Source organism: Cryobacterium zongtaii, from assembly GCF_002909375.1.
GTDB classification, from domain to species: domain Bacteria; phylum Actinomycetota; class Actinomycetes; order Actinomycetales; family Microbacteriaceae; genus Cryobacterium; species Cryobacterium zongtaii.
Genome location: NZ_PPXD01000008.1, coordinates 21,444 through 48,278, shown reverse-complemented (window position 1 = coordinate 48,278; position 26,835 = coordinate 21,444). Strand labels below are relative to the sequence as shown.

At 64.2% G+C, this 26,835-nt stretch carries 23 protein-coding genes and 2 tRNA genes; 9 read left to right on the top strand and 16 right to left on the bottom strand.

The window, feature by feature from the left end; translation table 11 throughout:
* Positions 1-41: 41 nt before the first annotated feature.
* Positions 42-578: a hypothetical protein gene (locus C3B61_RS07485; protein ID WP_103460066.1), complete on the top strand. Its 537-nt coding sequence runs from the start codon at positions 42-44 to the stop codon at positions 576-578.
* Between the two features lie 235 nt (positions 579-813).
* On the opposite strand, the gene C3B61_RS07480 is transcribed toward C3B61_RS07485, so the two are convergent.
* From C3B61_RS07480 to dnaA, 10 genes are all read right to left on the bottom strand, one after another.
* Positions 814-886 (bottom strand) — tRNA-Ala (locus tag C3B61_RS07480).
* A gap of 87 nt (positions 887-973) precedes the next feature.
* Positions 974-1,047: transfer RNA gene (locus C3B61_RS07475), tRNA-Ile, on the bottom strand.
* A gap of 84 nt (positions 1,048-1,131) precedes the next feature.
* Complete coding sequence (locus tag C3B61_RS07470; RefSeq protein WP_088454787.1) at positions 1,132-1,539, bottom strand: DUF3566 domain-containing protein; 408 nt, start codon at positions 1,537-1,539, stop codon at positions 1,132-1,134.
* Complete coding sequence (gyrA, locus tag C3B61_RS07465) at positions 1,532-4,024, bottom strand: DNA gyrase subunit A (RefSeq protein WP_244285878.1); 2,493 nt, start codon at positions 4,022-4,024, stop codon at positions 1,532-1,534. Before gyrA ends, C3B61_RS07470 begins: the two co-directional genes overlap by 8 nt.
* An 82-nt stretch (positions 4,025-4,106) precedes the next feature.
* Positions 4,107-6,086, bottom strand: a complete 1,980-nt coding sequence (gyrB, locus tag C3B61_RS07460; protein WP_103460065.1) for a DNA topoisomerase (ATP-hydrolyzing) subunit B — start codon at positions 6,084-6,086, stop codon at positions 4,107-4,109.
* Positions 6,087-6,207: 121 nt separating this feature from the next.
* Positions 6,208-6,696, bottom strand: coding sequence for a DciA family protein (locus C3B61_RS07455; protein ID WP_088454785.1), 489 nt, complete (start codon positions 6,694-6,696; stop codon positions 6,208-6,210).
* Positions 6,689-7,882, bottom strand: a complete 1,194-nt coding sequence (gene recF, locus C3B61_RS07450) for a DNA replication/repair protein RecF (protein ID WP_103460064.1) — start codon at positions 7,880-7,882, stop codon at positions 6,689-6,691. Before recF ends, C3B61_RS07455 begins: the two co-directional genes overlap by 8 nt.
* A gap of 6 nt (positions 7,883-7,888) precedes the next feature.
* Positions 7,889-8,776: a phosphogluconate dehydrogenase (NAD(+)-dependent, decarboxylating) gene (gnd, locus tag C3B61_RS07445; RefSeq protein WP_088454783.1), complete on the bottom strand. Its 888-nt coding sequence runs from the start codon at positions 8,774-8,776 to the stop codon at positions 7,889-7,891.
* Positions 8,777-8,819: 43 nt separating this feature from the next.
* Complete coding sequence (gene dnaN / locus C3B61_RS07440; RefSeq protein WP_088454782.1) at positions 8,820-9,968, bottom strand: DNA polymerase III subunit beta; 1,149 nt, start codon at positions 9,966-9,968, stop codon at positions 8,820-8,822.
* 365 nt (positions 9,969-10,333) lie between these two features.
* Positions 10,334-11,755 (bottom strand): chromosomal replication initiator protein DnaA, encoded by a 1,422-nt coding sequence (dnaA, locus tag C3B61_RS07435; RefSeq protein ID WP_088454781.1) that lies wholly within the window; start codon positions 11,753-11,755, stop codon positions 10,334-10,336.
* A gap of 393 nt (positions 11,756-12,148) precedes the next feature.
* Between dnaA and rpmH the strand changes: the two genes are divergently transcribed.
* The 8 genes from rpmH to C3B61_RS07395 all read left to right on the top strand — a co-directional run bounded on the left by rpmH (position 12,149) and on the right by C3B61_RS07395 (position 17,164).
* Positions 12,149-12,286 (top strand): 50S ribosomal protein L34, encoded by a 138-nt coding sequence (rpmH, locus tag C3B61_RS07430; protein ID WP_010204566.1) that lies wholly within the window; start codon positions 12,149-12,151, stop codon positions 12,284-12,286.
* An 8-nt stretch (positions 12,287-12,294) separates the two neighbouring features.
* The gene (rnpA, locus tag C3B61_RS07425) at positions 12,295-12,636 is read left to right on the top strand and encodes a ribonuclease P protein component (RefSeq protein WP_103460063.1); all 342 of its coding nucleotides are present in this window, start codon (positions 12,295-12,297) and stop codon (positions 12,634-12,636) included.
* Positions 12,633-12,965, top strand: coding sequence for a membrane protein insertion efficiency factor YidD (yidD, locus tag C3B61_RS07420; RefSeq protein ID WP_088457779.1), 333 nt, complete (start codon positions 12,633-12,635; stop codon positions 12,963-12,965). Before rnpA ends, yidD begins: the two co-directional genes overlap by 4 nt.
* A complete protein-coding gene (gene yidC, locus C3B61_RS07415) occupies positions 12,953-13,927 on the top strand; it encodes a membrane protein insertase YidC (RefSeq protein WP_088457778.1) in 975 nt (324 codons plus the stop codon). The genes yidD and yidC overlap by 13 nt, the downstream gene beginning before the upstream one ends.
* 5 nt (positions 13,928-13,932) lie before the next feature.
* Positions 13,933-14,457 carry a Jag family protein gene (locus C3B61_RS07410; protein ID WP_088457777.1) on the top strand — a complete coding sequence of 175 codons (525 nt, stop codon included), beginning with the start codon at positions 13,933-13,935 and terminating at the stop codon, positions 14,455-14,457.
* Between the two features lie 11 nt (positions 14,458-14,468).
* The gene (gene rsmG / locus C3B61_RS07405; RefSeq protein WP_088457776.1) at positions 14,469-15,098 is read left to right on the top strand and encodes a 16S rRNA (guanine(527)-N(7))-methyltransferase RsmG; all 630 of its coding nucleotides are present in this window, start codon (positions 14,469-14,471) and stop codon (positions 15,096-15,098) included.
* Between the two features lie 87 nt (positions 15,099-15,185).
* Positions 15,186-16,124, top strand: coding sequence for a ParA family protein (locus C3B61_RS07400; RefSeq protein WP_088457775.1), 939 nt, complete (start codon positions 15,186-15,188; stop codon positions 16,122-16,124).
* Positions 16,124-17,164 carry a ParB/RepB/Spo0J family partition protein gene (locus C3B61_RS07395; RefSeq protein WP_103460062.1) on the top strand — a complete coding sequence of 347 codons (1,041 nt, stop codon included), beginning with the start codon at positions 16,124-16,126 and terminating at the stop codon, positions 17,162-17,164. The genes C3B61_RS07400 and C3B61_RS07395 overlap by 1 nt, the downstream gene beginning before the upstream one ends.
* 1,803 nt (positions 17,165-18,967) lie before the next feature.
* Here C3B61_RS07395 and C3B61_RS07385 read toward each other — a convergent pair.
* The 6 genes from C3B61_RS07385 to C3B61_RS07360 form a co-directional block, all read right to left on the bottom strand.
* Positions 18,968-19,927 carry a D-alanine--D-alanine ligase family protein gene (locus C3B61_RS07385; protein WP_103460060.1) on the bottom strand — a complete coding sequence of 320 codons (960 nt, stop codon included), beginning with the start codon at positions 19,925-19,927 and terminating at the stop codon, positions 18,968-18,970.
* A 41-nt stretch (positions 19,928-19,968) separates the two neighbouring features.
* Positions 19,969-21,288, bottom strand: a complete 1,320-nt coding sequence (locus C3B61_RS07380) for an aminotransferase-like domain-containing protein (RefSeq protein WP_103460059.1) — start codon at positions 21,286-21,288, stop codon at positions 19,969-19,971.
* A 133-nt stretch (positions 21,289-21,421) separates the two neighbouring features.
* On the bottom strand, positions 21,422-21,745 hold the full coding sequence (trxA, locus tag C3B61_RS07375) for a thioredoxin (RefSeq protein ID WP_088457771.1): 324 nt from the start codon (positions 21,743-21,745) through the stop codon (positions 21,422-21,424).
* 10 nt (positions 21,746-21,755) lie between these two features.
* Positions 21,756-22,730: a thioredoxin-disulfide reductase gene (gene trxB / locus C3B61_RS07370; RefSeq protein ID WP_103429920.1), complete on the bottom strand. Its 975-nt coding sequence runs from the start codon at positions 22,728-22,730 to the stop codon at positions 21,756-21,758.
* A 164-nt stretch (positions 22,731-22,894) separates the two neighbouring features.
* A complete protein-coding gene (gene murJ / locus C3B61_RS07365) occupies positions 22,895-24,514 on the bottom strand; it encodes a murein biosynthesis integral membrane protein MurJ (protein WP_244285867.1) in 1,620 nt (539 codons plus the stop codon).
* Positions 24,507-26,804: a DUF6049 family protein gene (locus C3B61_RS07360; protein ID WP_103460057.1), complete on the bottom strand. Its 2,298-nt coding sequence runs from the start codon at positions 26,802-26,804 to the stop codon at positions 24,507-24,509. Before C3B61_RS07360 ends, murJ begins: the two co-directional genes overlap by 8 nt.
* Between the last annotated feature and the right edge of the window lie 31 nt (positions 26,805-26,835).

Below are 26,835 nucleotides of genomic sequence, written 5' to 3'. Positions count from 1 at the left end.
AGATGGGCAGTGTTCACCACAAGAAACGATGGAGGGTCCAGATGAGCCTGTCACGCAAGCGCCGAAAGGAACTCACTCGTCTGCGCAAGAGCGCGGACGAACTGTGGAGTAATCAGCAGGAAGTTCTCGACCGCGCCAACGAGATTGCACGTGAAGCCGGCCGTCAGGCTGGTGTGCTCACTCGTGAAGAAGTTGTACCCCGCGTTCGCCAGGGATACGAGCACTACCTGCTCCCCGGCGTGCACGCTACCCAAGATTTTGCCGGTGGCGTACGCCACCAGGTCACTGACAAGGTTCTGCCGGGGATCGGAACCGCACTGGGCACTGTCATGTCGGTGGGGGATATCGCCAAGGACGCGCGCATCGCCGCTCTCAACCGGGTTCGCTTCCAGAAGCCCGTCGTGATTGAGAAGCAGGGTCTGGGCGCGGGCACGTACATCGCCATCGGAGTCGGCATCGCTGCCGCCGCCGGGGTCGCCTACGCCCTTTGGCAGACCTTCCGTGCCGACGATGAGTTGTGGGTCTCCGAAGACGAGTCGCTGCTTGACTCGCCGATCGAGAAGTCCTCGGACATCTAGCTCCGGCACTTTACAGAAGAGGGCCCCCGTCATACGACGGGGGCCCCTTTTTGTGCTGCTTCGCCCGGCCATACCTTCAACGGCGCTGAGTGCTGGTGTGAGCGGACGCGCATGCCGGCATGGACGCGGCTGGCCCGGGCGCATCCTGCGGTGTACAGAGGCCCACTGGGGGCCCGAAGAGGGGACAATCAAAAAACCCCCCGGCCGGCAGTGCCGACTGGGGGGTTTTCTTCTGTGGAGCCACGGGGAATCGAACCCCGGACCTCCTGCTTGCAAAGCAGGCGCTCTACCAATTGAGCTATGGCCCCGAACCGGATCTTCACGGGTGAGGATCTGGCGGAGATGTAAGGCTATGAAGTACACGGTGTTTACGGACACGGTGTTGAGGTACTGCGTGGGGATACCGGGATTTGAACCTGGGACCTCTTCGTTATCAGCGAAGCGCTCTAACCAACTGAGCTATATCCCCCCATTGGGCAGGTTTCAGACTAACGGAAACTGGCGAAAAGTCCCAATCGAGGCCGCAAGCGACCATCGATTGGGCACACATCCGTCAGTTGTTGGTGAATCCGACGAGCAGGCCTCCGGTGACCTTGACGCTCAGGTTGTACAGTACGGCGAAGATTGCGCCCAGCGCGGTGACGACGACGGTGTTGATGACGGCGACGACCACGGCGAAGCCCATCACGTTGCCGATCGACAGGATTGTCGTGAGCTCAGACGCGCTCCCGGCGATATCCGTGTACAGGGCGTCGATCTGGGTGAAGATGCCTGTTCCATTGAGGACCGTGAAGGTGAGGAACGTGGCGACGATGGTCACCACGGCCAGGCACACGGCGATCAGGAAGGACAGCTTGACGGCCGACCAGAAGTCGATGTAAACGAGCTTCAGACGTACCTGCTTGGACGACATTGCACCCCGACTCGACTTTTTGGCCAGTTTCTCGGCAACACTACTCATCTGCTGATTCTACTTTCCCCGAATCAATCTCGGTGGCCCCCTCGATTTCGAGGGCGACCAGATTGCGTTCGGTGTTCTTCGCGATGGCGATGATTCGATCTTCGGTCGCGAACTTTGCAAAAACGACGCCCATGGTATCCCGGCCCTTGGCCGGCACTTCGGCGACGTCAGAGCGTACCACCTTGCCACTGGCAAGGACCACAAGGACTTCGTCCTCCTCGTCGACGATGAGAGAACCGACCAGATCGCCGCGGTCATCGTTCAACTTGGCCACCTTGATGCCCAGTCCGCCGCGGTTCTGCAGGCGGTACTGGTCGGCGGCGGTGCGCTTGGCGTAGCCGCCCTCCGTGACGACGAACACAAACCCGTCGTCGGAAACCACGGACGCGTCCAACAGGGTGTCCTGGCCACGGAAGTGCATACCGATCACGCCCGAGGTGCTGCGGCCCATCGGGCGCAGCGCCTCGTCGGAGGCGGTGAACCGGATGGACATGCCCTTTTTCGACACCAGCAGCAGATCGGAATCCTCGTCGACGAGCAGCGCGGAGACGAGTTCGTCGCCCTCGCGCAGCTTGATCGCGATGATGCCGCCGGTGCGGTTGGTGTCGTACTCGCTGAGCGCGGTCTTCTTGATCAGGCCGTCACGGGTGGCCAGGGTGAGGTACTGGGCCACGCCGTAGTCCCGGATGTCCAGGATCTGGGCGATCTCCTCGCCCGGCTGCAGCGCGAGCAGGTTGGCCACGTGCTGGCCCTTGGCGTCCCGACCGGATTCCTGAGCTTCATAGGCCTTGGCCCGGTAGACCCGGCCGGTGTTCGTGAAGAACAACAGCCAGTGGTGGGTCGTGGTGACGAAGAAGTGCTCGACCACGTCGTCGGCGCGCAGCTGGGCGCCCTTGACGCCCTTGCCGCCGCGGTGCTGGTTGCGGTAGTTGTCGCTGCGGGTGCGCTTGATGTAGCCGCCGCGGGTGACGGTGACCACCATCTCCTCTTCGGGGATGAGGTCCTCGACCGACATGTCGCCGTCGAAGCCGAACATGATCTCGGTGCGGCGGTCGTCACCGAACTTATCGGTGATCTCACCGAGCTCGGTGCTCACGATGGTGCGCTGACGCTCGGGGCTGGCCAGGATCGACTTGAATTCGACGATCTGCAGTTCGAGTTCGGCGGCTTGGTCGATGATCTTCTGTCGCTCGAGAGCGGCAAGGCGGCGCAGCTGCATCGTCAGGATGGCGTCGGCCTGGAGCCTGTCGACCGTCAACAGGTCCATCAGACCCTCACGGGCGTCGTCCACGGTGGGGGAGCGGCGGATCAGGGCGATGACCTCGTCGAGCGCGTCGAGCGCCTTGAGGTAGCCGCGCAGGATGTGCGCATCCGCCTCAGCCTTGTTCAACCGGAACTGGGTACGGCGAACGATGACGTCGATCTGGTGCGACACCCAGGCGGTGATGAAGCCGTCCAAGGCCAGGGTGCGCGGGATGCCGTCGACGATCGCGAGCATGTTCGCGCCGAAGTTCTCCTGCAGCGGGGTGTGCTTGTAGAGGTTGTTCAGCACGACCTTGGCCACAGCGTCGCGCTTGAGCACGATAACGAGGCGCTGACCGGTACGGCCGCTGGTCTCGTCGCGGATGTCGGCGATGCCGGTGATTTTGGCGTCCTTGACCAGGTCGGCAATCTTGATCGCCAGGTTGTCCGGGTTCACCTGGTACGGCAGTTCGGTGATCACCAGGCAGGTGCGACCCTGCAGTTCCTCGATGCTCACCACGGCGCGCATCGTGATCGAGCCACGTCCGGTGCGGTAGGCGTCCTGGATGCCCTTGATGCCCAGGATCTGCGCACCGGTGGGGAAGTCAGGGCCCTTGATGCGCTGGATCAGCGCTTCGAGCAGCTCGTCGCGGCTGGCGTCGGGATTCTCGAGGTACCACAGGGCGCCGGCGGCGACCTCGCGCAGGTTGTGCGGCGGGATGTTGGTGGCCATACCGACGGCGATGCCGACGGAGCCGTTCACCAGCAGGTTGGGGAAGCGGGCGGGCAGCACCGTGGGCTCGAGGGTCCGGCCGTCATAGTTGTCCTGGAAGTCGACGGTGTCTTCGTCGATGTCGCGGACCATTTCGAGGGCCAGCGGAGCCATCTTGGTTTCGGTGTATCGCGGGGCGGCGGCGCCGTCGTTGCCGGGGGAGCCGAAGTTGCCCTGGCCGAGTGCCAGCGGGTACCGCAGGCTCCACGGCTGCACCAGGCGCACGAGTGCGTCGTAGATCGAGGAGTCACCGTGCGGGTGGAACTGGCCCATCACGTCGCCGACGACGCGGGCGCACTTGGAGAACGCCTTGTCGGGGCGGTAGCCGCCGTCGTACATGGCGTAGATCACGCGGCGGTGCACGGGCTTCATGCCGTCACGCACGTCCGGCAACGCGCGCCCGACGATGACGCTCATGGCGTAGTCGAGGTAGGAGCGCTGCATTTCCAGCTGCAGGTCGACCTGGTCGATCTTGCCGTGCTGGGTGAGGTGCGCGGCAGCTGCCGCGACGCTGGCCGCGTCGGGGGCTTCCGGCGTGGTGCCTGTGGTGTCGTCAGATGTCAAGGAAACGCACGTCCTTCGCGTTCTTCTGGATGAAGTTGCGTCGGGATTCGACGTCTTCGCCCATCAGGGTGGAGAAAATCTCGTCGGCGGCTGCCGCGTCGTCCAGGGTCACCTGGAGCAGGGTGCGGGACTCGGGAGCCATCGTGGTTTCCCACAGCTCCTTGTAGTCCATCTCACCCAGGCCCTTGTAGCGCTGGATGCCGTTGTCCTTGGGGATCCGCTTGCCGGCGGCCGCGCCGTCGGCGAGCAGGGCGTCCCGCTCCGCATCCGAGTACACGTACTCGTGGGCGGAGTTGGACCACTTGAGTCGGTACAGCGGCGGCTGCGCGAGGTACACGTAGCCGAGGTCGATCAGCGGACGCATGTACCTGAAGAGCAGGGTGAGCAGCAGGGTGGTGATGTGCTGGCCGTCGACATCGGCATCGGCCATCAGCACGATCTTGTGGTAGCGCACCTTGTCCTGGTTGAAGTCTTCACCGATGCCGGCGCCGAACGCCGTGATCATCGCCTGCACTTCGGCGTTGCCGAGGGCACGGTCCAGGCGCGCCTTCTCCACGTTGAGGATCTTGCCGCGCAGGGGCAGGATCGCCTGGGTCTCCGGGTTGCGGCCCTGCACGGCGGAGCCGCCGGCCGAGTCGCCCTCCACGATGAAGATCTCTGAGGCGGCGGGGTCCTTGCTCTGGCAGTCCTTGAGCTTGCCCGGCATGCCGCCACCCTCGAGCAGGCCCTTCCGTCGGGCGGTCTCGCGGGCCTTGCGGGCGGCCATCCGGGCGGTCGCGGCCTGCAGCGACTTGCGGATGATCTCGCGGGCCTGAACCGGGTTGCGGTTGAACCAGTCGGAAAGCTGGTCGCCGACGACCCGCTGCACGAATGCCTTGGCCTCGGTGTTACCCAGCTTGGTCTTGGTCTGGCCCTCGAACTGCGGTTCGGCGAGCTTGATCGAGACGACGGCGGTGAGGCCTTCGCGCACGTCGTCGCCGGAGAGGTTGTCGTCCTTCTCCTTCAGGATGCCTTTTTCACGCGCGTACTTGTTCACCAGGGTGGTCAGCGCCGCGCGGAAGCCTTCTTCGTGGGTACCGCCCTCGTGGGTGTTGATGGTGTTCGCGTAGGTGTGCACGCTCTCGGTGTACGCGGTGGTCCACTGCATAGCCACTTCGAGGGCGATCTTCTTCTCGGTGTCCTCGAACTCGAAGGAGATGATCTCCTCGTTGACCAGTTCGGCCTTCTTGGCCCGGTTGAGGTAGGCCACGTAGTCCATCAGGCCCTGCTCGTACATGAAGCTGTTGCTGAGCGGCTTGTCCTCGGCGTCCAAGCTGTCGGCACGCTCGTCGGTGAGCGTGAGGCGCAGACCCTTGTTGAGGAACGCCATCTGCTGGAAGCGCGCGCGCAGGGTTTCGTAGTCGAAGACCGTCGTCTCGAAGGTCTCCGAACTCGGCCAGAAGGTGATCGTGGTCCCGGTCTCGTCGGAGACCTCGTCCTGGTGCAGTGACTCGTTGGGCACACCGTCGTGGAAGCTCTGGCGCCACACATGGCCCTGCCGGCGCACCTCGACCTCGAGGCGGCTGGAGAGCGCGTTGACCACCGAGCTGCCGACGCCGTGGAGTCCTCCGGAGACCGCGTAACCGCCGCCCCCGAACTTTCCACCGGCATGCAGCACGGTCAGGACGACCTCGACGGTGGACTTGCCTTCCGCCTTGTGGATATCGACAGGGATACCTCGACCGTTGTCCTGCACGCGCACGGCGCCATCGGGAAGAATACGGATGTCAATGGTGTCGCAATAGCCGGCCAGGGCCTCGTCGACGGAGTTGTCGACGATCTCGTAGACCAGGTGGTGCAGACCGCGTGGACCGGTTGAACCGATGTACATTCCGGGTCGTTTGCGAACAGCTTCGAGGCCTTCGAGAACCTGGATGTCTTCTGCGCCGTAAGCGTGCTGCTCCGGCTCAGTTTTCGGTTCAATTGTCATGTGAAATTGGGCTCCTGACCGTCGCACAGGCGACCCCTCAGCCTACCAAACACCCCAAGCCCCAACGGCCAAAACCGCCGTTTGACGCGTTTTATTCGTAAGGGTGACCTGTTTTGGCTACCTAGCCATAGGTATCGCGTGGACCACGCCCTGGGATTGATCTGGGACCCTTTTTCCAGGAGGGGGCGTTGGGTCCTTGAAAACGAATTGCGGCGATGCCGGCATCCGGGAACTTCTGCATGATCTGAGTCATGATTTCCACCCGCATCATGCGCAGCTGAGTCGCCCACGCCGTCGACTCGCAGTGCACGGTCAGGATGCCCTCGTCGATACCGGCCGGGGTGGAGTGTTTCGCGGTTTCCTCACCGGCGAGTTCGATCCAGGACCCGAGCAGGTCCGACTGGGCCATCGGTGAATTCCAGCCCAGCTGCGCGGTGAGCGAATTGATGGTTTCGCCCAGTCCCCGCGGGTCCCGGCCGGCGCCGAACGGCACGCTCGACCCGATTTGAGGGCTGGCCTTGCGCCTGGCGCGGGTTCGCTTCGCGTTCGGGTCGCCGAAGACATCCTTGAACCGGAGGTAGACCTTGGCGGCTTCACTGTGTTCAGCCACGGACCGTCCCGCTCTCGGCCTCGGGCGCAGCGACCACGGCGCCGGCGTGGATGTGGATGGCGTGGGCAGCGAGCACCGCAGGGACGTCTTCGAAGACGGCGGCCGTGATCAGAACCTGTTCGTAGCCGGTGACGGCTTCGGCGAGGCGCCGGCGGCGAGATTGGTCGAGCTCGGCGAACACATCGTCGAGGATCAGCACCGGGTCACCACTGGACGAATCTCGCCGGAGCAGCTCCGCCGACGCGAGTTTGAGCGCAAGCGCGAAGGACCAGGATTCGCCGTGGCTGGCATAGCCCTTGGCCGGCAGATTGTTGAGTTCGAAGACCAGATCGTCACGGTGCGGTCCGGCCAGGGTCATTCCGCGGTCCAGTTCCTTGCGCCGCAGACCGGCCAGCGCGGTGCGGAAGGTGTCGGCCGTCGCGGAACCTGAGCTCGCACTCGGCGAAGCTGCGGCCGGGGAGGCGGTCTCGCCGGCTTCCTCATCGGCACCGAGAATGCTCAGCGACGCGACCAGGTTCGGCCCGTGATCCGCGCCGGCAACCGATTTGTACGCCTTTTGCAGCGGCGGCATCAACTCAGCCACCAGATCCGCGCGGGCATCGATGATCTCGGAGCCCAGTGCCACCAGCCGTTCGTCCCAGATATCGAGGGTGCCCAGCTGGGTGGTCTTCAAACCGGAGGCCCTGGCGGACTTGAGCAGGGTATTGCGTTGTTTCAGCACCCGGTCATAGTCGGCAAGCACCCCGGAGAGTCTGGGGCTCCGCAACACCAGCAACTGGTCGAGGAATCGTCGACGACCGGACGGGTCGCCGCGCACCAGGGCAAGGTCTTCCGGTGCGAACAGCACGCTGGAGAAATAGCGGGGAAGTTCCCGGGTCTTGATGACCGACCGGTTGATCTGGGCCCGGTTGAGTCCGGACCGGTTGATCTGCACCTCAGCGAGGATGTCCCGGCCGTTGTACTCAAGGCGTGCGCGGATGATCGCGGATTCTGCGCCGGAGCGCACCATCGCCCCGGTCTGGGACACCCGGTGCGAGCTCAGGGTGCTGAGGAATCCGAGCGCCTCGACCAGATTTGTCTTGCCCTGGCCGTTTCGGCCGACGATCAGGTTGGGTCCGGGGCCGAACGGGACTTCGGCTTGCGCATAGTTGCGGAAGTCAGTGAGGGAGAGGTGTGTGACCCGCACTCGGGATCAGTCTGCCTTCTTTATGGCATGCCCACCGAACTGGTTGCGCAGCGCGGCCACCGCCTTCATGGCCGGGGAATCATCCTGGCGGGAGGCGAACCGGGCGAAGATCGACGCGCTGATCGCGGGCACCGGAACGGCATTGTTGATGGCTTCTTCGATGGTCCAGCGTCCCTCGCCGGAGTCTTCGACGTAGCCTTCGATGTCGCCCAGCTGCGGGTCGTCCTTGAGGGCACGCACCAGGAGTTCGAGCAGCCAGGACCGCACGACGGTGCCGCGCTGCCAGGCCGTGAAAATGCCGGGCACATCCTGGATGAGGTCGTCGCGCTTCTCCAGCAGTTCGTAGCCCTCGGCATAGGCCTGCATCAGCGCGTATTCGATGCCGTTGTGCACCATTTTGGCGTAGTGACCGGCGCCGACCTTGCCGGCGTGCACGAAGCCTTCTTCGCGCGGGCCCTCCGGACGCAGCGCGTCGAAGACCGGCATGGCCGTTTCCACATCGGCGGCGGAACCGCCGACCATGAGGCCGAATCCGTTGGTGAGACCCCAGACCCCACCGGAAACACCGGCGTCGACGTAGTGGATCCCGTTTTCGGCGAGCAGCGCTTCATGGGTGAAGTCGTCGGTGAACCTGGAGTTGCCGCCGTCGATGACCAGGTCGCCGGGGGAGAGCTTCGTGGCCAGGTCCGCGATCACCGCGGTGGTGATGGCTCCGGCCGGAACCATGACCCAGACCAGCCGGGGAGACGGGATCGCCTCGACCAGCTCGGCGGTGCCGGCGACGTCGGAAACCTCGGGATTGCGGTCGTAGCCGGTGACGGTCAGACCGGCGGCGCGCAGGCGGTCGCGCATGTTGGCGCCCATTTTGCCCAGGCCGACGATTCCGATGTGCATGGCAGTCCTTCGTGGTTCGTGTCGTGCTGGTGAGGCCGGCGGGTTAGCGCAGGAGCAGGTTCGGCTGCAGCAGGTACCGGTAGCTGTCGGCGCCCGGCTGCTCGCGCGACGTCTGGCTCGTGATGAGCACGGGTCCCGGCTTGTTGGGGTTCTCGGTCTTGGTGAAAGAGATGCGCACGAACTCGGAGTGCACGGCGCCGAGGCCGTCCAGCAGGAACTGCGGCTTGAGAGAGACGACGGTGTCGCCGCCGGCGAGGATCGCGTCGATGGTCTCAGAGGCCTGGGCCTGCTCCGAGCCGATGGCCTCGAGGGTGAGACCGTCGGAAGTGAAGCTGAACCGCAGGGCCGCCTCCCGCTCCAGCACCAGCTGCACGCGGCGGGTGGCCTCGATCAGTTCGGCGGTGTTCATCACGGCGTAGTTGTCGACGTTGTCCGGGAACAGGCGACGCACCGGCGGGTAGTTGCCCTTGATCAGCAGCGACGTGACGGTTTTTTTGTCCGCGGTGAAGGCGATCAGTTCGCGGTCGTCGGTGTTGGTGATGGCCACCGAGATCGTGCCGCTGTGGCCGAAGGTCTTACCGACCTCCTGCAGGGTCCGCGCCGGCACCAGGGCCGTGATCGGTTCCTGGGCCTGGTTGGCTCCCGGGTCCCAGTCGATCTCGCGAACGGCGACACGGTACCGGTCGGTTGCGACGAGGCTGATGCTGTTCTCGGTGATCTGCAGCTGCACGCCGGTGATCACCGGTGTGACGTCATCGCGGGATGCGGCGACAGCGACCTGCGAGACTGCCGCGGCGAATTCCTCGGCGGGTACCAGGCCAGATTGGGCGCTGACCTGGGGAATACTTGGATATTCCTCTACCGGCATAGACAGCAGGGTGAAGTTCGCGGTACCGCAGCTCACGGTGATGCGGGACTCGTTGGTGGAAAACCGCACCGGAGCGTTCGGCATCCGGCTGGCGATCTCGGCCAGAAGGCGTCCGGAGACGAGCACCTTGCCGGTCTCTTCGACATCGGCGGCGATCTCGGTCTGGGCCGACACTTCGTAGTCGAACGAGGACAGGATCAGGCCGGTCTCTGTCGCTTCGATTAAGACGCCGCTCAAAATGGGCAGGGTGGTGCGTTGGGGAAGGAGCTTGACAGCGAAAGATACGGCTTCGCTGAAGACATCCCGATTGGCCTGAAATCTCACGAAGTCACTCCTGTCGGTGGAGACCTGGATACGGCCTCAATGCTAGTCGGGTTTATCCGCTGCCCATTTCTTGTGAGCCTCGGCGAGTAAAGGTTGTTGGACCTGGAGCTAATGAAGTTAATCGTTAATCTTCTTAACCGCTGTGGAAACTGTGGATAACTCGGTGGATAGCGCTCAGCGACTGGGAACTACAAACTTGTAACTTGTGGACGCCCTGTGAGCGGTAAGCCCAATGAATGACACGAACTTGTTTCTGTAATTCCGAGTTTTCACAAGCGAGCCGTGCGTTTCTACAGATTGTGCCAAGTTGTCCGGGCAGTTTCCACAGGGTTATCCACAGGTACGAAACACAAAAAAATTTTCTCTTACTTGTAGCGGTGATCCTGCTTGATGCGGTTTGTCAGTTCCGTCACCTGGTTGTAGATGGATCGGCGTTCCTTCATGAGCTCGCTGATCTTCTTGTTCGCGTACATCACCGTCGTGTGGTCGCGGTTGCCGAACAGCTGGCCGATCTTGGGGAGCGAGAGATTTGTCAGTTCCCGGCACAGGTACATTGCGATCTGTCGTGCGGTGGCCACAGCCTGCGAACGTGACGAACCGTACAGGTCGTCGACGGTGAGCTTGAAGTAGTCCGCGGTGTTCGTGATGATGTCCACCGGAGCGATCACGTTGTCCTCATCGAGGGTGATCACGTCCTTCAACACCGTCTGCACGAGGTTCATGTCCACCGGGGTGCGGTTCAGGCTCGCGAACGCGGTGACCCGGATCAGCGTGCCCTCGAGTTCGCGGATGTTCGACGACACCTTCGACGCCATGAACTCGAGAATGTCGTGCGGAACCTGCAGCTTCTCGCTCTGCGCCTTCTTGCGGAGGATCGCGATGCGGGTCTCCAGGTCAGGAGCCTGGACATCCGTGATCAGGCCCCACTCGAAGCGCGACCGCATGCGGTCTTCAAACCCGGTGAGGGCCTTCGGCGGCAGGTCGCTGGTGATGACGACCTGTTTGTTGTGATCGTGCAGGGTGTTGAAGGTGTGGAAGAACGCTTCCTGGGTCTCCGCCTTGCCCTGCAGGAACTGGATGTCGTCGATCATCAGGATGTCGATGTTGCGGTACCGGTTCTGGAAGGCGGAACCGCGGTTGTTGGCAATCGAGTTGATGAAGTCGTTGGTGAATTCCTCGCTACTGACGTAGCGCACACGGATGCCCGGATACAGGCTCATCGCGTAGTGGCCGATGGCGTGCAGCAGGTGGGTCTTGCCCAGGCCGGAGGAACCGTAGATGAAGAGCGGGTTGTACGCCTTGGCCGGAGCCTCGGCAACGGCGACGGCCGCGGCATGTGCGAACCGGTTGGACTGTCCGATGACGAAGTTGTCGAAGCTGTACTTGGAGTTCAGCCGGGTGTCGTGGGGGCGCTCAGGGGGAGTGCTTTCGAAAACCGACTGCGGCGTGGCCGGCGTCTCGATGTCAGGCTGGCGTTCGATGGGTTCCTGAACCGGGCGCAGGGACTCCTGCTCGAGCTCGGGATTGACCACGACGTAGAACGTGGTGACCGCGACCGATTCGCTGAGCTGGCCCATGGCCGTGAGCAGGGGAACCCGCATGCGCACGTTGAGCATGCTCGCGGTGAACTCGTTCGGGACTTCCAGGTAGAAGGTGCCGGCCGCGATGCCTTTGGGCTCGACCAGGTTCAGGAAGCCGTACAGCATCGGAGTGACCGTGTCGTCCGACTCCAGAATGGTCAGAACTGACCGCCATGTCTCGCTGATGGGCTGTTCCCCGTCTGGCATGGTTTCCCACAATCTTCATCTGTACGTTTGCCGCCCTGAGAGAGCCTTCGCGGGTGGACACAGAATGCCCATCGGGCGATTCATCCACAACGTTATCCACCGCCTGTGGGCAAATAACAACTGGATTCTCAGGGTTTACCCACAACCTGTGGATAACTTGTCCTCACGGTAGTCAATGACCGGCGGTCAGGCCAAATTAGCTTGAAGATTGCCAGCGTGTCTGTACCGGAAATGGGAATTCAATGGGCAGAATCGAACGTTTGGGCGTCGTCAGTTTGACCACGGGCGAGCGAAGCCGTAGTTTTAATCAGTTGACCCCAGCCCGTGGGCTACCTCACTCTTTCCCGGCCGCTCGTTTTGGCCTGCGGAGATCCAATACGTGGAGATTGAACAATGAGCAAGAGAACGTTCCAGCCGAACAACCGTCGTCGCGCGAAGGTGCACGGTTTCCGTCTTCGTATGCGCACCCGCGCCGGACGCGCCATCCTCGGTGCTCGTCGTCGCAAGGGTCGCACCGAACTCTCCGCGTAAGACCTCCCGTGCTCGCTCACGCCAATCGCATCACGAGCGGGAGCGACTATAAGGCTGTCGTTCGACGAGGTGTGCGGGTCGTCGGCCCGCACACTGTGGCGTACCTCCGCCGCAACTCAGAACCCACCCCGGTGCGGTTCGGGTTCATCGTCGCCAAGAACGTGGGCGGCGCGGTGGTTCGAAACCGCGTGCGTCGTCGTCTGAAAGCGGCAAGCTTCGATCTCCTTCCTGGCGTTCCCGCCGGGACGGAGATCGTTTTTCGCGCACTGCCGACATCTGTGCACGCCAGCTGGCCCGATCTTGTGGCCGAGCTGTCGACTGCACTGGTCAAGGGGCAGCGCGCGAGATGAACAGGGTGATCCTCACGTTGGTATTGCTGCCCCGAAATCTCGGGGTAGCCCTCCTGCGGGTCTATCGCGCAGTAATCTCACCGTTGTACGGCGATGTTTGCCGGTACTACCCCTCGTGTTCGGCGTACGCCCTCGGCGCCGTCCAAGAATATGGCCTGATCGTCGGCTCTTTTTTCGCCGCACGTCGGGTCTTGCGTTGTCATCCTTGGGCTGAGGGCGGAATCGATGATGTTCCCCTGAAACGACACCGTCGCTACACCGTGACGTCGTTTGGATTTGTAGTTCCTTTAGCCACGGAAAGGGCTGACCCGCACGTATGGACCTCATAGGTACTATCCTCTGGCCGCTGAAGTGGGCCGTTGAGCTTCTGCTCGTCGCCTTCCACTGGTTGTTCTCCAACCTCGGCATGGGCTACAACGACGGCATCACCTGGGTGCTGTCCATCGTTGGCCTCGTCCTCGTGGTGCGAGCTGCGCTGATCCCCATCTTCGTGAAGCAGATCAAGAGCCAGCGCAAGATGCTCGAGGTCGCGCCGCAGCTGAAGAAGATCCAGGACAAGTACAAGGGCAAGAAGGACCAGTTCTCCCGCGAGGCCATGTCCCGCGAGACCATGGAGCTGTACAAGCGCACCGGGACCAACCCGCTCGCCTCGTGCCTGCCCCTGCTCCTGCAGATGCCGATCTTCTTCGCCCTGTTCTCGGTGCTCAACGACGCCCAGCGCTCCAACGCCGGCGTCGGCCCCCTCAACCAGGCCCTGGCGACCAGCTTCGGCAATGCCAACCTGTTCGGCGTTGCCCCGCTGCACGACACGTTCGCCCAGCAGTGGACGCTGTGGACCTCCGGAGCGGACTTCAATCTCTCCGTCATGATCATCGCGGCCACGATGGTCGTCCTGATGACCGCGTCGCAGTTCATCACCCAGCTGCAGATCGTCTCCAAGAACATGTCGCCGGAGACCAAGGCCAGCCCGATGTTCAAGCAGCAGAAGATCATGCTGTACCTGCTGCCCCTGGTCTTCGCCTTCTCCGGTGTGGCCTTCCCGCTCGGCGTGATGTTCTACTGGCTCACCTCGAACATCTGGACCATGGCCCAGCAGTTCCTCGTCATCCGAAACATGCCCACACCGGGCAGTGAGGCCGCCAAGGCCCGCGAAGAGCGGCTCGCCCGCAAGGGCAAGCTCATCGCAACCGACGGAGACGTCATCATTGTCGACGAGCCCAAGAAGCCGGCCCAGCGCCAGCAGCCCGTTGGCAAGAACCGTGCCAAAAAGCAGACCGGCCCCAAGAAGTAAGAGGGATGGACATCGTGACTGAGAACACCGACGTGATCAACGCGGATGCCGCGTCCGACGCCGCTCCCACCATCGGCCAGCTGGAGCAGGAAGGCGACATCGCAGCGGACTACATTGAAGAGTTCCTGGATATCTGCGACCTCGACGGTGACATCGACATCGATGCCCGGAACGGACGGGCCTACCTGTCGGTGAATTCGGTTGACCCGCAGAACCTGCGCCTGCTGTCCAAGCCCGACACCGTGAACGCCCTGCAGGAGCTCACCCGACTGGCCGTGCAGAACAAGACCGGGTCCTTCTCCAGGCTGATCCTCGACATCGGCGGATCCCGCGAGGCCCGCGAGGCCGAGCTGACCGACCTCGTCGGCCACGCCATCGAGCGCATCGAAGGCGGCGCAACGGAGGCTTCCCTCCCCCCGATGTCGTCCTACGAGCGCAAGCTCGTGCACGACATCGTTTCGGAGCGCGGATACGTCTCCGAGTCCCTGGGCGAAGGTCGCGACCGTCACACCGTCATCACGGCAGCGTAGCCACACCGAGTATGACTGAGACCCTCGAGGCCGAGCCCGCCGTTGCAGCTGGACTCTTCGGTGACCGCATCGAGGTCGCCCGAGAGTTCACCAGGCACCTCGCCGAGCAGGGGGAGGAGCTCGGCCTGATCGGTCCGCTCGAACTTCCCCGGTTGTGGAGCCGGCACATCCTGAACTGCGTCGTGGTCGCACCACTCCTGAAGCCCGGCCTGGTCGGCGACGTGGGATCGGGCGCCGGGCTGCCGGGTCTGGTGCTGGCGATCGCGCGGCCCGATGTCTCGTTCGTGCTCATCGAGCCGATGGAACGCCGAGTGGCGTGGTTGACCGGCCAGATCGCCGCACTCGGCCTCACCAACGCACGGGTGCAGCGGGCCCGCGCCGAAGACATCCGTCTGGATACGCCCCTGGATCAGGTCACCGCCCGCGCCGTGAGCGCGTTCAAGACCCTGATTCCCCTCACGGCCCCACTGTTGCGTTCCGGCGGTGAACTCGTGCTGATGAAGGGCGCGGGTGCCGCGGGGGAGATCGCCAACGCCGCCAAGCCGATCAAGAAGTTCCGCCTGCGCGATGTGGAGGTCCTCACCCTCGGCGAGGGTGTGCTGGAGGACGTCACGCGGGTCATTAAGGCTACAGTGGACTAGTCCCCGGCAACATCCGCGCAACATGGGCGGAGAACTCCGGGGCACCCTTTCGGGTGGCTCATCAACCGTCGAACGCAAAGGTTTCACGTGAAACATCCCGGCGAAGACCAGCAGACCGGCACTCCCGGTTCCGGCGTCGACAACAGCACCCCCCTGGCGCGGGAGATCTCGGATCTGACCCGCCGCCGTCAGGTGATCGCCGCCGAGAGGCTACCCAAGCCCGAGAGCACTCGGGTGATCACCATCTCCAATCAGAAGGGTGGGGTGGGCAAAACCACCACCGCCGTCAACCTGGCCGCCGCGTTGGCCCGCCAGGGTGCGCGTGTTCTCGTGATTGACCTGGACCCGCAGGGCAACGCCTCCACCGCGCTCGGTGTGGAGCACCGCGCCGAGACCTCGAGTGTCTACGACGTCATCATCAATGACCTGCCGATGGTGGACGTTGTGCAGAAGAGCCCGGAGTTCGGGGCGCTGTACTGTGTACCGGCGACCATCCACCTGGCCGGCGCAGAGATCGAACTCGTTTCGCTCGTTGCCCGGGAACAGCGACTGCGTCGCGCCCTGGACCTGCACATCAAGGAGATGGCGGACCCCTACGACTACGTCTTCATCGACTGCCCGCCGTCCCTCGGGCTCCTCACGATCAATGCGTTCGTCGCCGCTCGGGAGGTTCTCATCCCGATTCAGTGCGAGTACTACGCGCTGGAGGGACTGAGTCAGCTGTTGAAGAACATCGAGCTGATCGAGAAGCACCTGAACCCGCAACTCATCGTCTCGACGATCCTGCTCACCATGTACGACAGCCGCACGAACCTCGCGAACCAGGTGGCGCAAGATGTGCGCGACCACTTCCCGAAACAGGTGCTGGACACGCTGATTCCACGCTCGGTGCGGGTTTCTGAGGCGCCCAGCTACGGTCAGAGCGTCATCAGCTACGATCTCAACTCGGCAGGATCGCTCTCCTACCTCGAAGCAGCCGCAGAAATCGCCCGTCGGGGCGTTCCACGAACAGGAGATGCGCAGTAATGGCGAAACGTACAGGGCTCGGCCGCGGTATCGGTTCGCTCATTCCCGTGCAGGACAACCCTTCACAGGCCCGGCCCGTCGACGTCTTCTTCCCGTACAACGAGGTCCCGCACGCCGAGGGCACCGCCGGCGCCTCCCCGGTGCCCGGCTCTGCGCCGACGTCTTCCGCAGGTTCGGCTTCGACGGCGACCATCGAGGCGGCCGACGAGGCCACCGTTGAGCTGCTTCCGGTTCCCGGGGCGCGCCTTGCGCATCTGAATCCGGCCGACATCGTGCCCAATGCCGTACAGCCACGCAGCGTTTTCGACGAGGACGACCTGGCTGAACTCGTGCACAGCATTCGCGAAGTCGGAGTGCTGCAGCCCATCGTCGTGCGTCCGCTCGTGGAGCAGCCGGGCAAGTACGAACTCGTCATGGGGGAGCGGCGCTTGCGCGCCACCAAGGAAGTCGGCCTCGACAGCATCCCGGCGATCGTGCGGGATACCGCTGACATCGACATGCTCCGCGACGCGCTGCTGGAGAATCTGCACCGTGCGCAGCTGAACCCGCTCGAAGAAGCGTCCGCTTACCAGCAGCTGCTGTCGGACTTCGACATCACCCAGGAAGAGCTGGCCAGCCGCATCGGTAGGTCGCGCCCGCAGATCACCAACACCCTGCGCCTGTTGAAGCTGCCGGAGGCCGTGCAGCTTCGTGTTGCGGCCGGCGTATTGTCGGCTGGTCATGCGCGAGCAGTGCTGTCAGTGGGGGACACCGAGGGCATGTTGCGCCTCGCAGACAAGATCGTCAACGAGGACCTGTCGGTGCGGGCGGCTGAGGCCGCAGCCGCTGCCGGACCCAAGCCCGTTGTCGTGAAACCCGCACCCGGAAAGCGGCAGGGACATCTCAACGAGATCGCCGAACACCTCGGAGACCGCCTCGATACCCGCGTGAAAATCAGCCTGGGCGCACGAAAAGGCCAGATCACAGTTGATTTCGCTACGATCGGCGACCTGAACCGCATCCTCGGCGTCCTCGGGGAACCCGGCTTCGGAGCCAACTAGCCGGGCACTGTTTCACGTGAAACATTCGGTGTGGGACGAGGTAGGCCTGCCAAACGGCGGGTCTCGCTGATCGAGCTGATCGATGTCGGAGTACCTACTCTGGGCACGCTTGCCCTGCGGTAGTCCTCCTTGCTTGAGCGTGTCAAAATCGGACTCCCGGTGCCTATGAGCACCCAACGGCGCGGCCGGCTGTCTTCGGGGAGCGCTATTTCAGCCCATGTTGGGCGTTGAGAGGGCAATTGTGGCGCGACGGTGCAGCATTTGCGCGGCTGATGAGCGCAGAAGCGGCCGTACGATGGCTCTCAGGGGCGCCGTTTCATCCCTTTCTCGCCGGAAAACTGCTCATCGGAGCCCCGCCGCGGCGGGAATCCGGTTGGCCGCTGGTTGCCGAACCGTGGCTCACGGCGGGAGGGTTCTCGGGCCTCATGTTTCACGTGAAACATTTGCGGCGCGTGGTCTCGACAAGCTTGACCAACGACGTGGTTGCGCCGCGCATGCCATTGCATTTCATTCGGGGCGGGTTGAATGGGCGCCCCGAAGTCGGGTTGACCGGTTCGAGAAGCCGAGTTGGACAGGCCTGACCTACCCGCTTGACCTTTTCGAGATGAGCCCTCTTGTGCCAATGTGCGCGATTCGCACTGCTCTGTGCCGACCTTGACCGCCTTCCGGCCCAATTCCGGACGTTCGTAAGACGATCCTGGCGTTACAGGGCTGTCTCTGGCCGTCCGAAGCGCGGGGGAGTGGCCGCACGATGGCGCTCAGGTCTCCCGTTTCACGTGAAACGGCCCGCGATTGTGCCGACTAGACCTCAACCGGCAGCAACGGGGTCGATGGCTGTTCAGTTGAAACTGAATCGCGTGTCCCTGCAGGCTTCTACCTGCCCGTGAACCACTGGCCTTGTCGGGTCTGAAGAGGCCTGACCACCGACGTGGTTGCGACATGGTGTTCTGGCCGGAGCTAGCCGGGGCAATCCGGCCGTGCCCGTGGTTCGGGCCGTCTGGCTGTCTCGACATGACCCGCTCCCTGATTGAGCCCGTCGAGGTTCAGCTTCTGCTTCTGGACAGGCCCAGCGGGCTGCATTTCTCGTATATTGAGCTCGTCGAAATCAAGCTCCCGGCACTGATGAGTACGTACGATCCCCTGAGGGGAGCGGTCGTAGGAGGGGACCTACGGGGCTATTTCAGCGAAAATTGAGGCAATTTGGTCGTTGCGGCCGATGTACAGTCCGAAGCTACCTCGTCTCAGGCTCGGTGTTTCACGTGAAACATTGGTCGTGGCGGGTCTCGACAGTCTCGACCGGCGAGGTGGTTACGGCCTGCACTTCATGGTCTTGGGTGTGCCCCTTCGCTGATTGTGCTGGTCGAAAGCGGGTTTTCGGTGGCTATGGGTTGCACTGGGGCTCATGAGACTGTTTCTAGAGCGCATTTTGGGCCGGTTTGGGGCCAGTTGAGGACGATTGTGGCGCTCCCGACATGCTTCGGCAGCATTGACGCGCGGGGGAGTGGGCAGCGGTGGCGCTCCGAACCGGAAAATCACACGAACTGTGGACCGAAGTTCGGATCTGTCGCCAAAAGCGGACAGCACCCAAGGTGCCGCCGGCAGGGCCTCGACAACCTCGACCACCGGCGATGTGCGACTCGTGACTGCTCGACAACCTCCACCACCGGCATGCGCGCCTCGCGCCCTGGCTGGACCGGCGAGAGGGTAACGAGCGGCCGCCGGGAGCAGTCGATGTCAATGTTTCACGTGAAACGCTCACCCTAGGAGGGGCATGTTTCACGTGAAACATGACGGCTCGGGCGGCTACTGCAGGCTTGTGGAGGCCGCTCGAGCGAGGGCGGCGTAGACGGTTCCGAGCGATTCTCCGGAGGCTTCGATGGACTGCGGGGCGAGCGAGGTTTCGGTGAGTCCGGGTAGGACGTTCGCCTCGAGGAACCAGGCGACGCCATCGGCGTCAACCATCAGGTCGATGCGGGAAAGCTGGGCCAATCCGAGCAGGCTGTGGATCGCCACAGCGGTCTCTGCCACCCGCTGGGCGACGTCCGGCGCGATGCGGGCCGGCGTGAAGAACAGCGTTTCGCCGGCGTTGTACCGCGCTTCGAAGCTGAAGACGCCACTCACGGGCACGATTTCAACGGCGGGGAGTGCGACGGGCCCGGCACCGGTGTTGATGACCGTGACGGCAAGCTCGGTGCCTTCGATCTTCGTCTCGACGAGGGCGGTCTCGTCGTAGGTGTAAGCATCGACCATGGCGCGGGGGAGACCCGCTGCCGTGTCGACAATGGTCACGCCCTGGGCGGAACCACCCTGAGCGGGTTTGACGACCAGGGGTGTGCCCAGGGCGGTCACGAGGTGCTCGAGCACGCTGGCGGCACCGAGGTCTCGGAAAGTCTCACGCGAGAGGGCGATCCAGGTCGGGGTGGCGTATCCGGCGCGACGCACAAGCTCCTTGGCGGTGGGCTTGGACCAGGCCAGTCCCGCCGCTGTGCCACGCGGGCCGACGTGCGGGATCCCGGTGGTCTCGAGCAGTGAGAGCAGGGCACCGTCTTCTCCGGTCGCACCGTGCAGAACGGGCCAGATCACGTCGGGCTTGCGGGTGGCCAGCTCGGTGAGGAGTCCCGCCTGCGGGTCGAGCACCGTCACGGTGTGACCGAGCCCGGTCAGCTCGTCTGCCACCCGGCGGCCACTGCGCATGGAGACGTCGCGCTCGTGCGAGATTCCACCCGCGAGCACCACAATGTCAAGAAACTCTGATTCGCTCATGATCTGGGGTTTTCCTTAGCTCGAGCCGGAGAAACGCGGGGTTAGTTGATGTCGGGCGGCGGGGCGCCGAAGCGGCGACCGTCGTGGGCGGGAAACAGCGAGCCTGTTCCGGCGAAGGTGTCGAGCAGCTCCAGTTCGTCACGGATGACGGTGGCGAGGCGACGGATACCCAGGCGGATGTGGTCCGGCGTGGGATAGCAGAAGGAAAGCCGGATGTTCTGGCGACCCTGACCATCCGCGAAGAACGCCGTGCCGGGGGTGTACGCCACGAGCTCCTTGACCGCGCGAGGCAGCATTGCCTTGGAGTCCAGGGTGTCCGGCAGATTGAGCCACACGTAGAACCCGCCGTTGGGGTTGGTCCAGGTGAGCTCGGGAAGGTATTCCATCAACGCGGAAAGCATGGCGTTCTTGCGTTCGCGGTAGACGCCGCGGAAGGTGTTGATCTGACCCTTCCAATCCGCGGTGGACAGGTATTCGGAGATCACCAGTTGGCTGAACGAGCTGGGGGACAGTACCGCCGCCTCGTTGGCCAGCACGAGCTTCTCGCGGATGGCGTGCGGGGCCAGGGCCCAACCCACCCGGAAGCCGGGGGCGAGGGTCTTGGAGAAGGTCCCCAGGTACACCACACCGTCCCGTTCGATGGAACGCATGGCATCCGGTGCTTTCTGGTCGAAATACAACAGCCCATACGGGTTGTCCTCGAGGACCAGAATCTGGTTGGCCTTCGCGATCTCCAGGATCTCCAGACGGCGGGCCCAGCTGAGGGTCACCCCGGCCGGGTTGTGGAAACTGGGAATCGTGTAGAGGAACTTGATCTTGCGACCGGCGGCCTTCAGGCGTGCGATGTGTTCGCGGAGGGCCTCGGGGATCATGCCGTGCTCGTCCATGGGTACGTGGTCGACATCGGCCTGGTACGACTTGAAGATGACCATGGCCGTGACATAGCTCGGCCCCTCAGCGATGACAACGTCGCCGGGGTCCAGGAAGAGCTTGCTGACCAGTTCGAGAGCGTGTTGCGACCCCGTGGTGACGACGACGTCATCGGCGTGGGCGCGGATGCCTTCCAGCGCCATGACCTCGAGTATCTGCTCACGGAACAAGGGAACTCCCTGGCCAGAGCCATATTGCAGCGCAACGGGGCCCTGTTTGCGCATAACGCTGTCCATCGCGTTGATCACGAGGTCCTGGGGCAGGGCGGCGACGTAGGGCATGCCACCGGCAAGGGAGACGACCTCGGGGCGTGAGGCGACGGCGAACAGGGCGCGCACCTCGGAGGCGCGCAGGGCGGCGGCCCGCTCGGCGTAGTGGTGGTACCACGGGTCGAGGTTGTTGCCGGCCTGGGAGGTGCCTATCGCTGTCACGTCATATCCGTTCTGGTGTGGCCTTAATCGTATGGGGTGCGTCGCTCAGCGGCCGCATCCGCCTGAATATACAAAAACACCCGCCCGGCGGCTGCCGGGCGGGTGTCGGGTTCGCGGAAGAACCTGCCGGCGGCTACTTGAGGTAGGCGGCCAGGTCGGCTTCGAGGGCGGGCTTCGGCTTGGCGCCGATGACGGTCTTGACGACCTCACCCTTCTGGAAGACCTTCATCGCGGGGATGGAGGTAATCATGTACTTTGCGGCGAGGGCCGGGTGGTCGTCCACGTTCAGCTTGACGATGTCGATCTTGTCGGAGTGCTCCGCGGCGATCTGGTCGAGGATCGGGCTGACGGCGCGACACGGACCACACCACTCGGCCCAGAAGTCCACCAGGACGGTCTTCTCGTTGTTGATGACTTCCTGGTCGAAGGTGGCGTCGGTGACGGCGCGTGCTGACATGTAGTGCTCCTTAGTTGGTGACGCTTGCAAATTCGGGGTCGCCGGCCGCAGCCAGCAAGTCCTCGGGGAGGGTGGCCAGGTAGTGCTCGGCGTCCAGGGCCGCCACAGTGCCGCTGGCGGCCGCGGTGACGGCCTGGCGGTAGGTGGGGTCGATGACGTCTCCGGCGGCGAAGACGCCGGCCTGGCTGGTCTTGGAGGAGCGTCCCGCGACGGCGATGGTGCCCTCGCTGGTGAGGTCGAGCAGATCGTGCACGAGGTGGGTGCGCGGGTCGTTGCCGATGGCGACGAACAGGCCGCCCACCTCGAGGGTGCTCTCGGTGCCTGTGACGGTGTCGCGCAGACGCAAACCCTCAACGGCCTCTTCACCATCGATGCCGACGACCTCGGAGTTCCAGACGAACTCGATCTTCGGGTGCGACAGAGCGCGCTCCTGCATGATCTTGGACGCCCGGAGGGTGTCCTTGCGGTGAATGATGTAGACCTTTTTCGCGAAGCGGGTGAGGAAGGTGGCCTCCTCCATGGCGGAGTCGCCGCCGCCGACAACGGCGATGACCTTCTCCTTGAAGAAGAAACCGTCGCAGGTGGCACACCAGGACACGCCCCGGCCGCTCAGACGCTCTTCGTCGTGGATGCCGAGCTTGCGGTAGGCGGACCCGGTGGCGAAAATCACCGACAGGGCCTCGTGCTTCTCGCCGTTGCCGAGGGTGACCGACTTGACCGTGTCGCCGAATTCGAGCTTGGTCACGTCGTCGTAGACGACCTCGGTGCCGAACTTCTCGGCCTGCTCCTGCATCTTCGCCATCAGCTCCGGGCCCTGGATGCCGTCGGCGAAGCCCGGGAAGTTCTCAACGTCGGTGGTGTTCATCAGTTCACCGCCGGCCTCGACCGAACTGGCGATCAGCAGCGGCTTCATGTTCGCACGCGCAGCGTAGATGGCGGCGGTGAATCCGGCAGGACCCGAACCGATGATGATGATCTGACGCACGCGTAGACTCCTTGAAATCAGTGGAAGAGACGCCTTTCGGCGCCTCACATTCGGGTACAACACATCCTAATCGGAAGCTATTCCGCTCCGTCCGGCTCGAGCCCCCGCTGCACAGCTGCTGTTCAGCAACCGGTCACCTGGCCATTACCCGCAGCACGGGCGGGCTACCGCCCGAGACGGGCCTTCAACGGGGCCAGGAAGCCGTGTAGTTCGGGGCTGCGCATGAGAAGCAACAGGCCGAAGTACAGCACGGCCATGACCGAACCGATCAGGATCATGGAGAGAATCGCCGGTCCGATTCCCGACACGGCGAAACCGCCCGCCGTGGTGCCGCCCAGCACGACCAGGATGCCGATTCCCGCGGCGACCGGGACGATGACGGCGACGACGTACTTCACCAGGCTGCGCAGGATCCGCCGCCCGTCGATACCGCCGAGCCGCTTGCGCAGCAGCCACGCGGCCAGGATCGCCTGGAGGATCCCGGATACCGTCACCACGAGGGCGATGCCGAACGCGATCCATTGCGGCGGAAGCAGGGCGCAGCCCAGCACACCCGTGATGACCAGGACCACCTGGAACAGGGTGAAGAAGAACGGGGTCCGCGTGTCGCCGAGGGCGTAGAAGGTGCGCTGCACGACGAAGAGCACGCAGAAGGCAACCAGGCCCAGGAGGAAGGCGATGATGACGTTGCCGATGGCTTGCACCTGTTCGAACCCGGCTTCGCCGAAGACCGTGGCGAACGGGTACGCGCAGACCATGATGACCGCACTGGCGAGCACGATCAGCAGGGTGGTCCCGCGGATGGCCGAGGAGGCGTCCGTGCGCAACTTCTCGGTGTCATCGCGGGCGGCGTGCTCGCTCATCCGGGTGAAATACGCGGTGGCCACGGAAACCGTGATGATCGAGTGCGGCAACATGAAGATCAGCCACGCCGTGCTCATGACGGTGGAGGAAGCGCCTTCTCCCGATGCTAGGGTCACGACCTGCGTTTCGACGATGCCGGCGATCGTGGTCAGCAGCAGCATGCCGAAGGTCCAGCTGGCCATCTTGCCGGCCGCGCCGAGGCCGACACCCCTGAAGGCGAAGTCGGGACGGTAGCGCAAGCCGATGCGGCGCCAGAAGTAGTAGAGCACCACGGCCTGCAACACGACACCGAGCGTCGCGCTGCCGGCCAGCAGGGCGGTCATCCCCGGGGTGAAGTCGGCCGGCGGCCGTTGGCCATCCGTGTCGATACCGAACAGGAGACCGAACAGCAGCAGACCGCCGATGGAGATCACGTTGTTGATCACGGGCACCCAGGTGAACGGGCCGAAGGACTTGCGGGCGTTGAGGACCTCGCCCAGGACCGTGTACAAGCCGTAGAAGAAGATCTGCGGCAGGCACCAGTACGCGAATCCGATCGCCAACGACAGTTGCTCGGGGGAGAAGCCCAGGCCGATGAACCGGGTGATCAGGGGTGCGAGCAGCGTGGCGGCCAGGGTCGTGACGGCCAGGATGCTCAAGGCCAGGGTGACGAGCTTGTTGATGTATGCGGTCCCGCCATCGTCGTGCAGGCTCGCGCGCACGATTTGGGGAACCAGCACCGCGGTGAGGACGCCGCCGGCCACGATCGTGTACACGGTGTTCGGCAGCTGGTTGGCGACCGTGAAGGCGTCGGGGACGTTGCCGATCTGCCCGATGATGTGGGCGAAGACGATGACCTTGAGAAAACCGAGCAGACGCGAGACGAGAGTTCCCGAGGCCAGGATCGCACTGGCGCGGCCGACGCCGCCCTGGCTAACCACGGGGAGCCGGGGGGACATCGTCGGCAACAGCTGGGGGAGTGACGGCGGGGTCGCTGTCGAGCGGGTCGGCGTCAGCTTCGGCGCCCTGTGAACGGTCGCGTCGCCGGTGCACGATGTTGCGCCACACGCCGAAGCCGAAGAACAGCACGACCAGAGCGGCAAAGATGCGGGATCCGATGCCTTCCCAGTCCGCGCGCACATTGACCGAGATTAACGAGGGCTGACCCAGTTGCGCCCCGGACGGGGTGAAGAGCGTCACTCGCAGGCTGACCGCGCCGTTTCCGACCGCTGCGGTCACGGGGATAGACACTGTCTTGGCCGAACTCGCGTCGATCACGGCCTCGACATCGTTGCCCACCACCAGGCGGCCGTTGGAGGGGACGACCTGTACCCGCACCGTGACGGCCTGGCCGAGGGCGTTGTTCAGCGTGACGGGGATGTCGACCTTGCTTCCGACGACATTGATCGGTCCCTTGGTGCTCACCGTGACCGACCGCAACACCTCGCTGGACGTCGCCAGATTGTCGTCAACGGCGGTGCGCCAGTCGTCCGGGTCGGCCCGCCAGGACGTCGCCAGCAGGGCCAGCACGGCGAGCCGGTTCGGTGCCGTGACGGCGGCCGGATCGGCAAGGGCTGTGGAGAAGGAGACGATCTCGGCTTCCCGGGCGATCAGTCGGCTCGCGAGGTCGACGCTGCTGCTGGGCTCGGCCTGCGGCCGGAAGGTGACGTCGGTGGAAACCGGGGCTGCTGCTGCCGCCGTCAGCGTTGTTGCGGAGTACCAGGGCAGGGCCGACAGTGCGTCGATGGTCTGCGCCAGCCGCGCCGCGGTCGGCGGCCAGCCGCGATCGAGGGTAGCGAGGAGCGTGTGCGCCTGGTCGGGATTCGCGGCGGCCACGACGGCGATTTGGGAGGACAACTCGGCCATGTACCCGCGCCAGTCGTCATCGGTCGTGGCCATGACGGCCGAGCGCATCGCCTCCGAGATCCCGGCGTCGGCAACCAGGCCGAGTTCGTTGGAGCCCAGGTCGACAGTTGTGCTGGTGGTGACTTCAGGGTCGTCCAGGGTCACGTTGCCCGATGAGAGGAGCGTCGTGGTGAGTCCCGCGGTCGCGAAGGCGGACAGGTCTGCCTGAGCGACGGCGTCGTCGGCGGGCCAGGCGATGGACGTGGAGGTGTAGTCCCAGGCGAGCAGCTGGTCGAGGGTCGGCACAGGGTTTTCACCGGTGGGCTGGTCCGGGACCGCGGGCGCGTCGGACGAGGTCGGTGCGCCGGGATCGACGGCGCTGCCCTCGGGCTCTGGCGCGGCGGTGGGTTCGATGGGAACAAACAGGGCCGGGTCGGTGGCGAAGGTCAGCGAGGTCGGTGAGAGCGGGCTGCTTGACCCGGCCTGAACGGCCAGGGAAGGATCCGAGTCTGCATACCCGAGCGGGAATATATCGTTTTCCGCCAGATCGAGGCGGTCCAGCCAGGTGATCGCGGACTCAGGCGCGCTCGTTCCGAGCACCCGGATCGAGGCGATGATCATCGGGTCGACGGCGATTGCGACGGGGCGGTTGAGAAGCCCGTCGAGCTGGCGGGTGAGGATACCGGAGCTGGAGGTGTACGCGGCGAGATCCTCGGCGCTGATAAGGCCGGAGCTGTTCGCGGGGGTGGTGATCGGCATCGCTACGGCGAGGTTGACCGGGGTGACGACGGGGGGCTGCTGCACGGAGGCATCCGGGTACCAGACGAAGGTGGACCGACCGGACGCCCGCACCGATTCATCAGTGTTGAGGGAGGCCGCGATGCCCCGCGGTCCCCAGGGACTCCACTCGAACAGGCCGAGCGCGGCGTTGGGCACCGAGACCGCGACCGTGACCGTGCTGTTGGGCTGCACGGGGACGGTGAGCGGGACGCTGGTCATCAGGTCGCTGCCGGTGTCGTCGTCCTCGTCCGAGGCGAGCCAGTCGTCCAGGTCCGTTGAACTGGTCAGCGCCCGCTCCGCCAGGAAGACGTCGATGTTTCCGGCGGGGATGGCGGTGGCGGAATCGTTGGTGATGGTGACGGAGAGCTTGAGGTCCTCGTTGAGGCGCAGGATCGAGGAGGTGGCCGGTGTGACGTGCAGGGCGACGGTGTCGTCGTTGGTCGCCGTGTCCACCGACCCGACGAACGTGCCCGTCGCGGCGGTTGCCGGAGTCGCGGTGGCCAGCGCCGGGCAGAGCAGCAGGGGGGCGCACAGCAGCGCGGCCACGATGCGACGCCGGATTCCGGGGAGCGCAGGCCGACGCGCGTGATTCGGATCGGCCAGCATGTACGGGATTCTACGGCGTAGCCACGTGAGA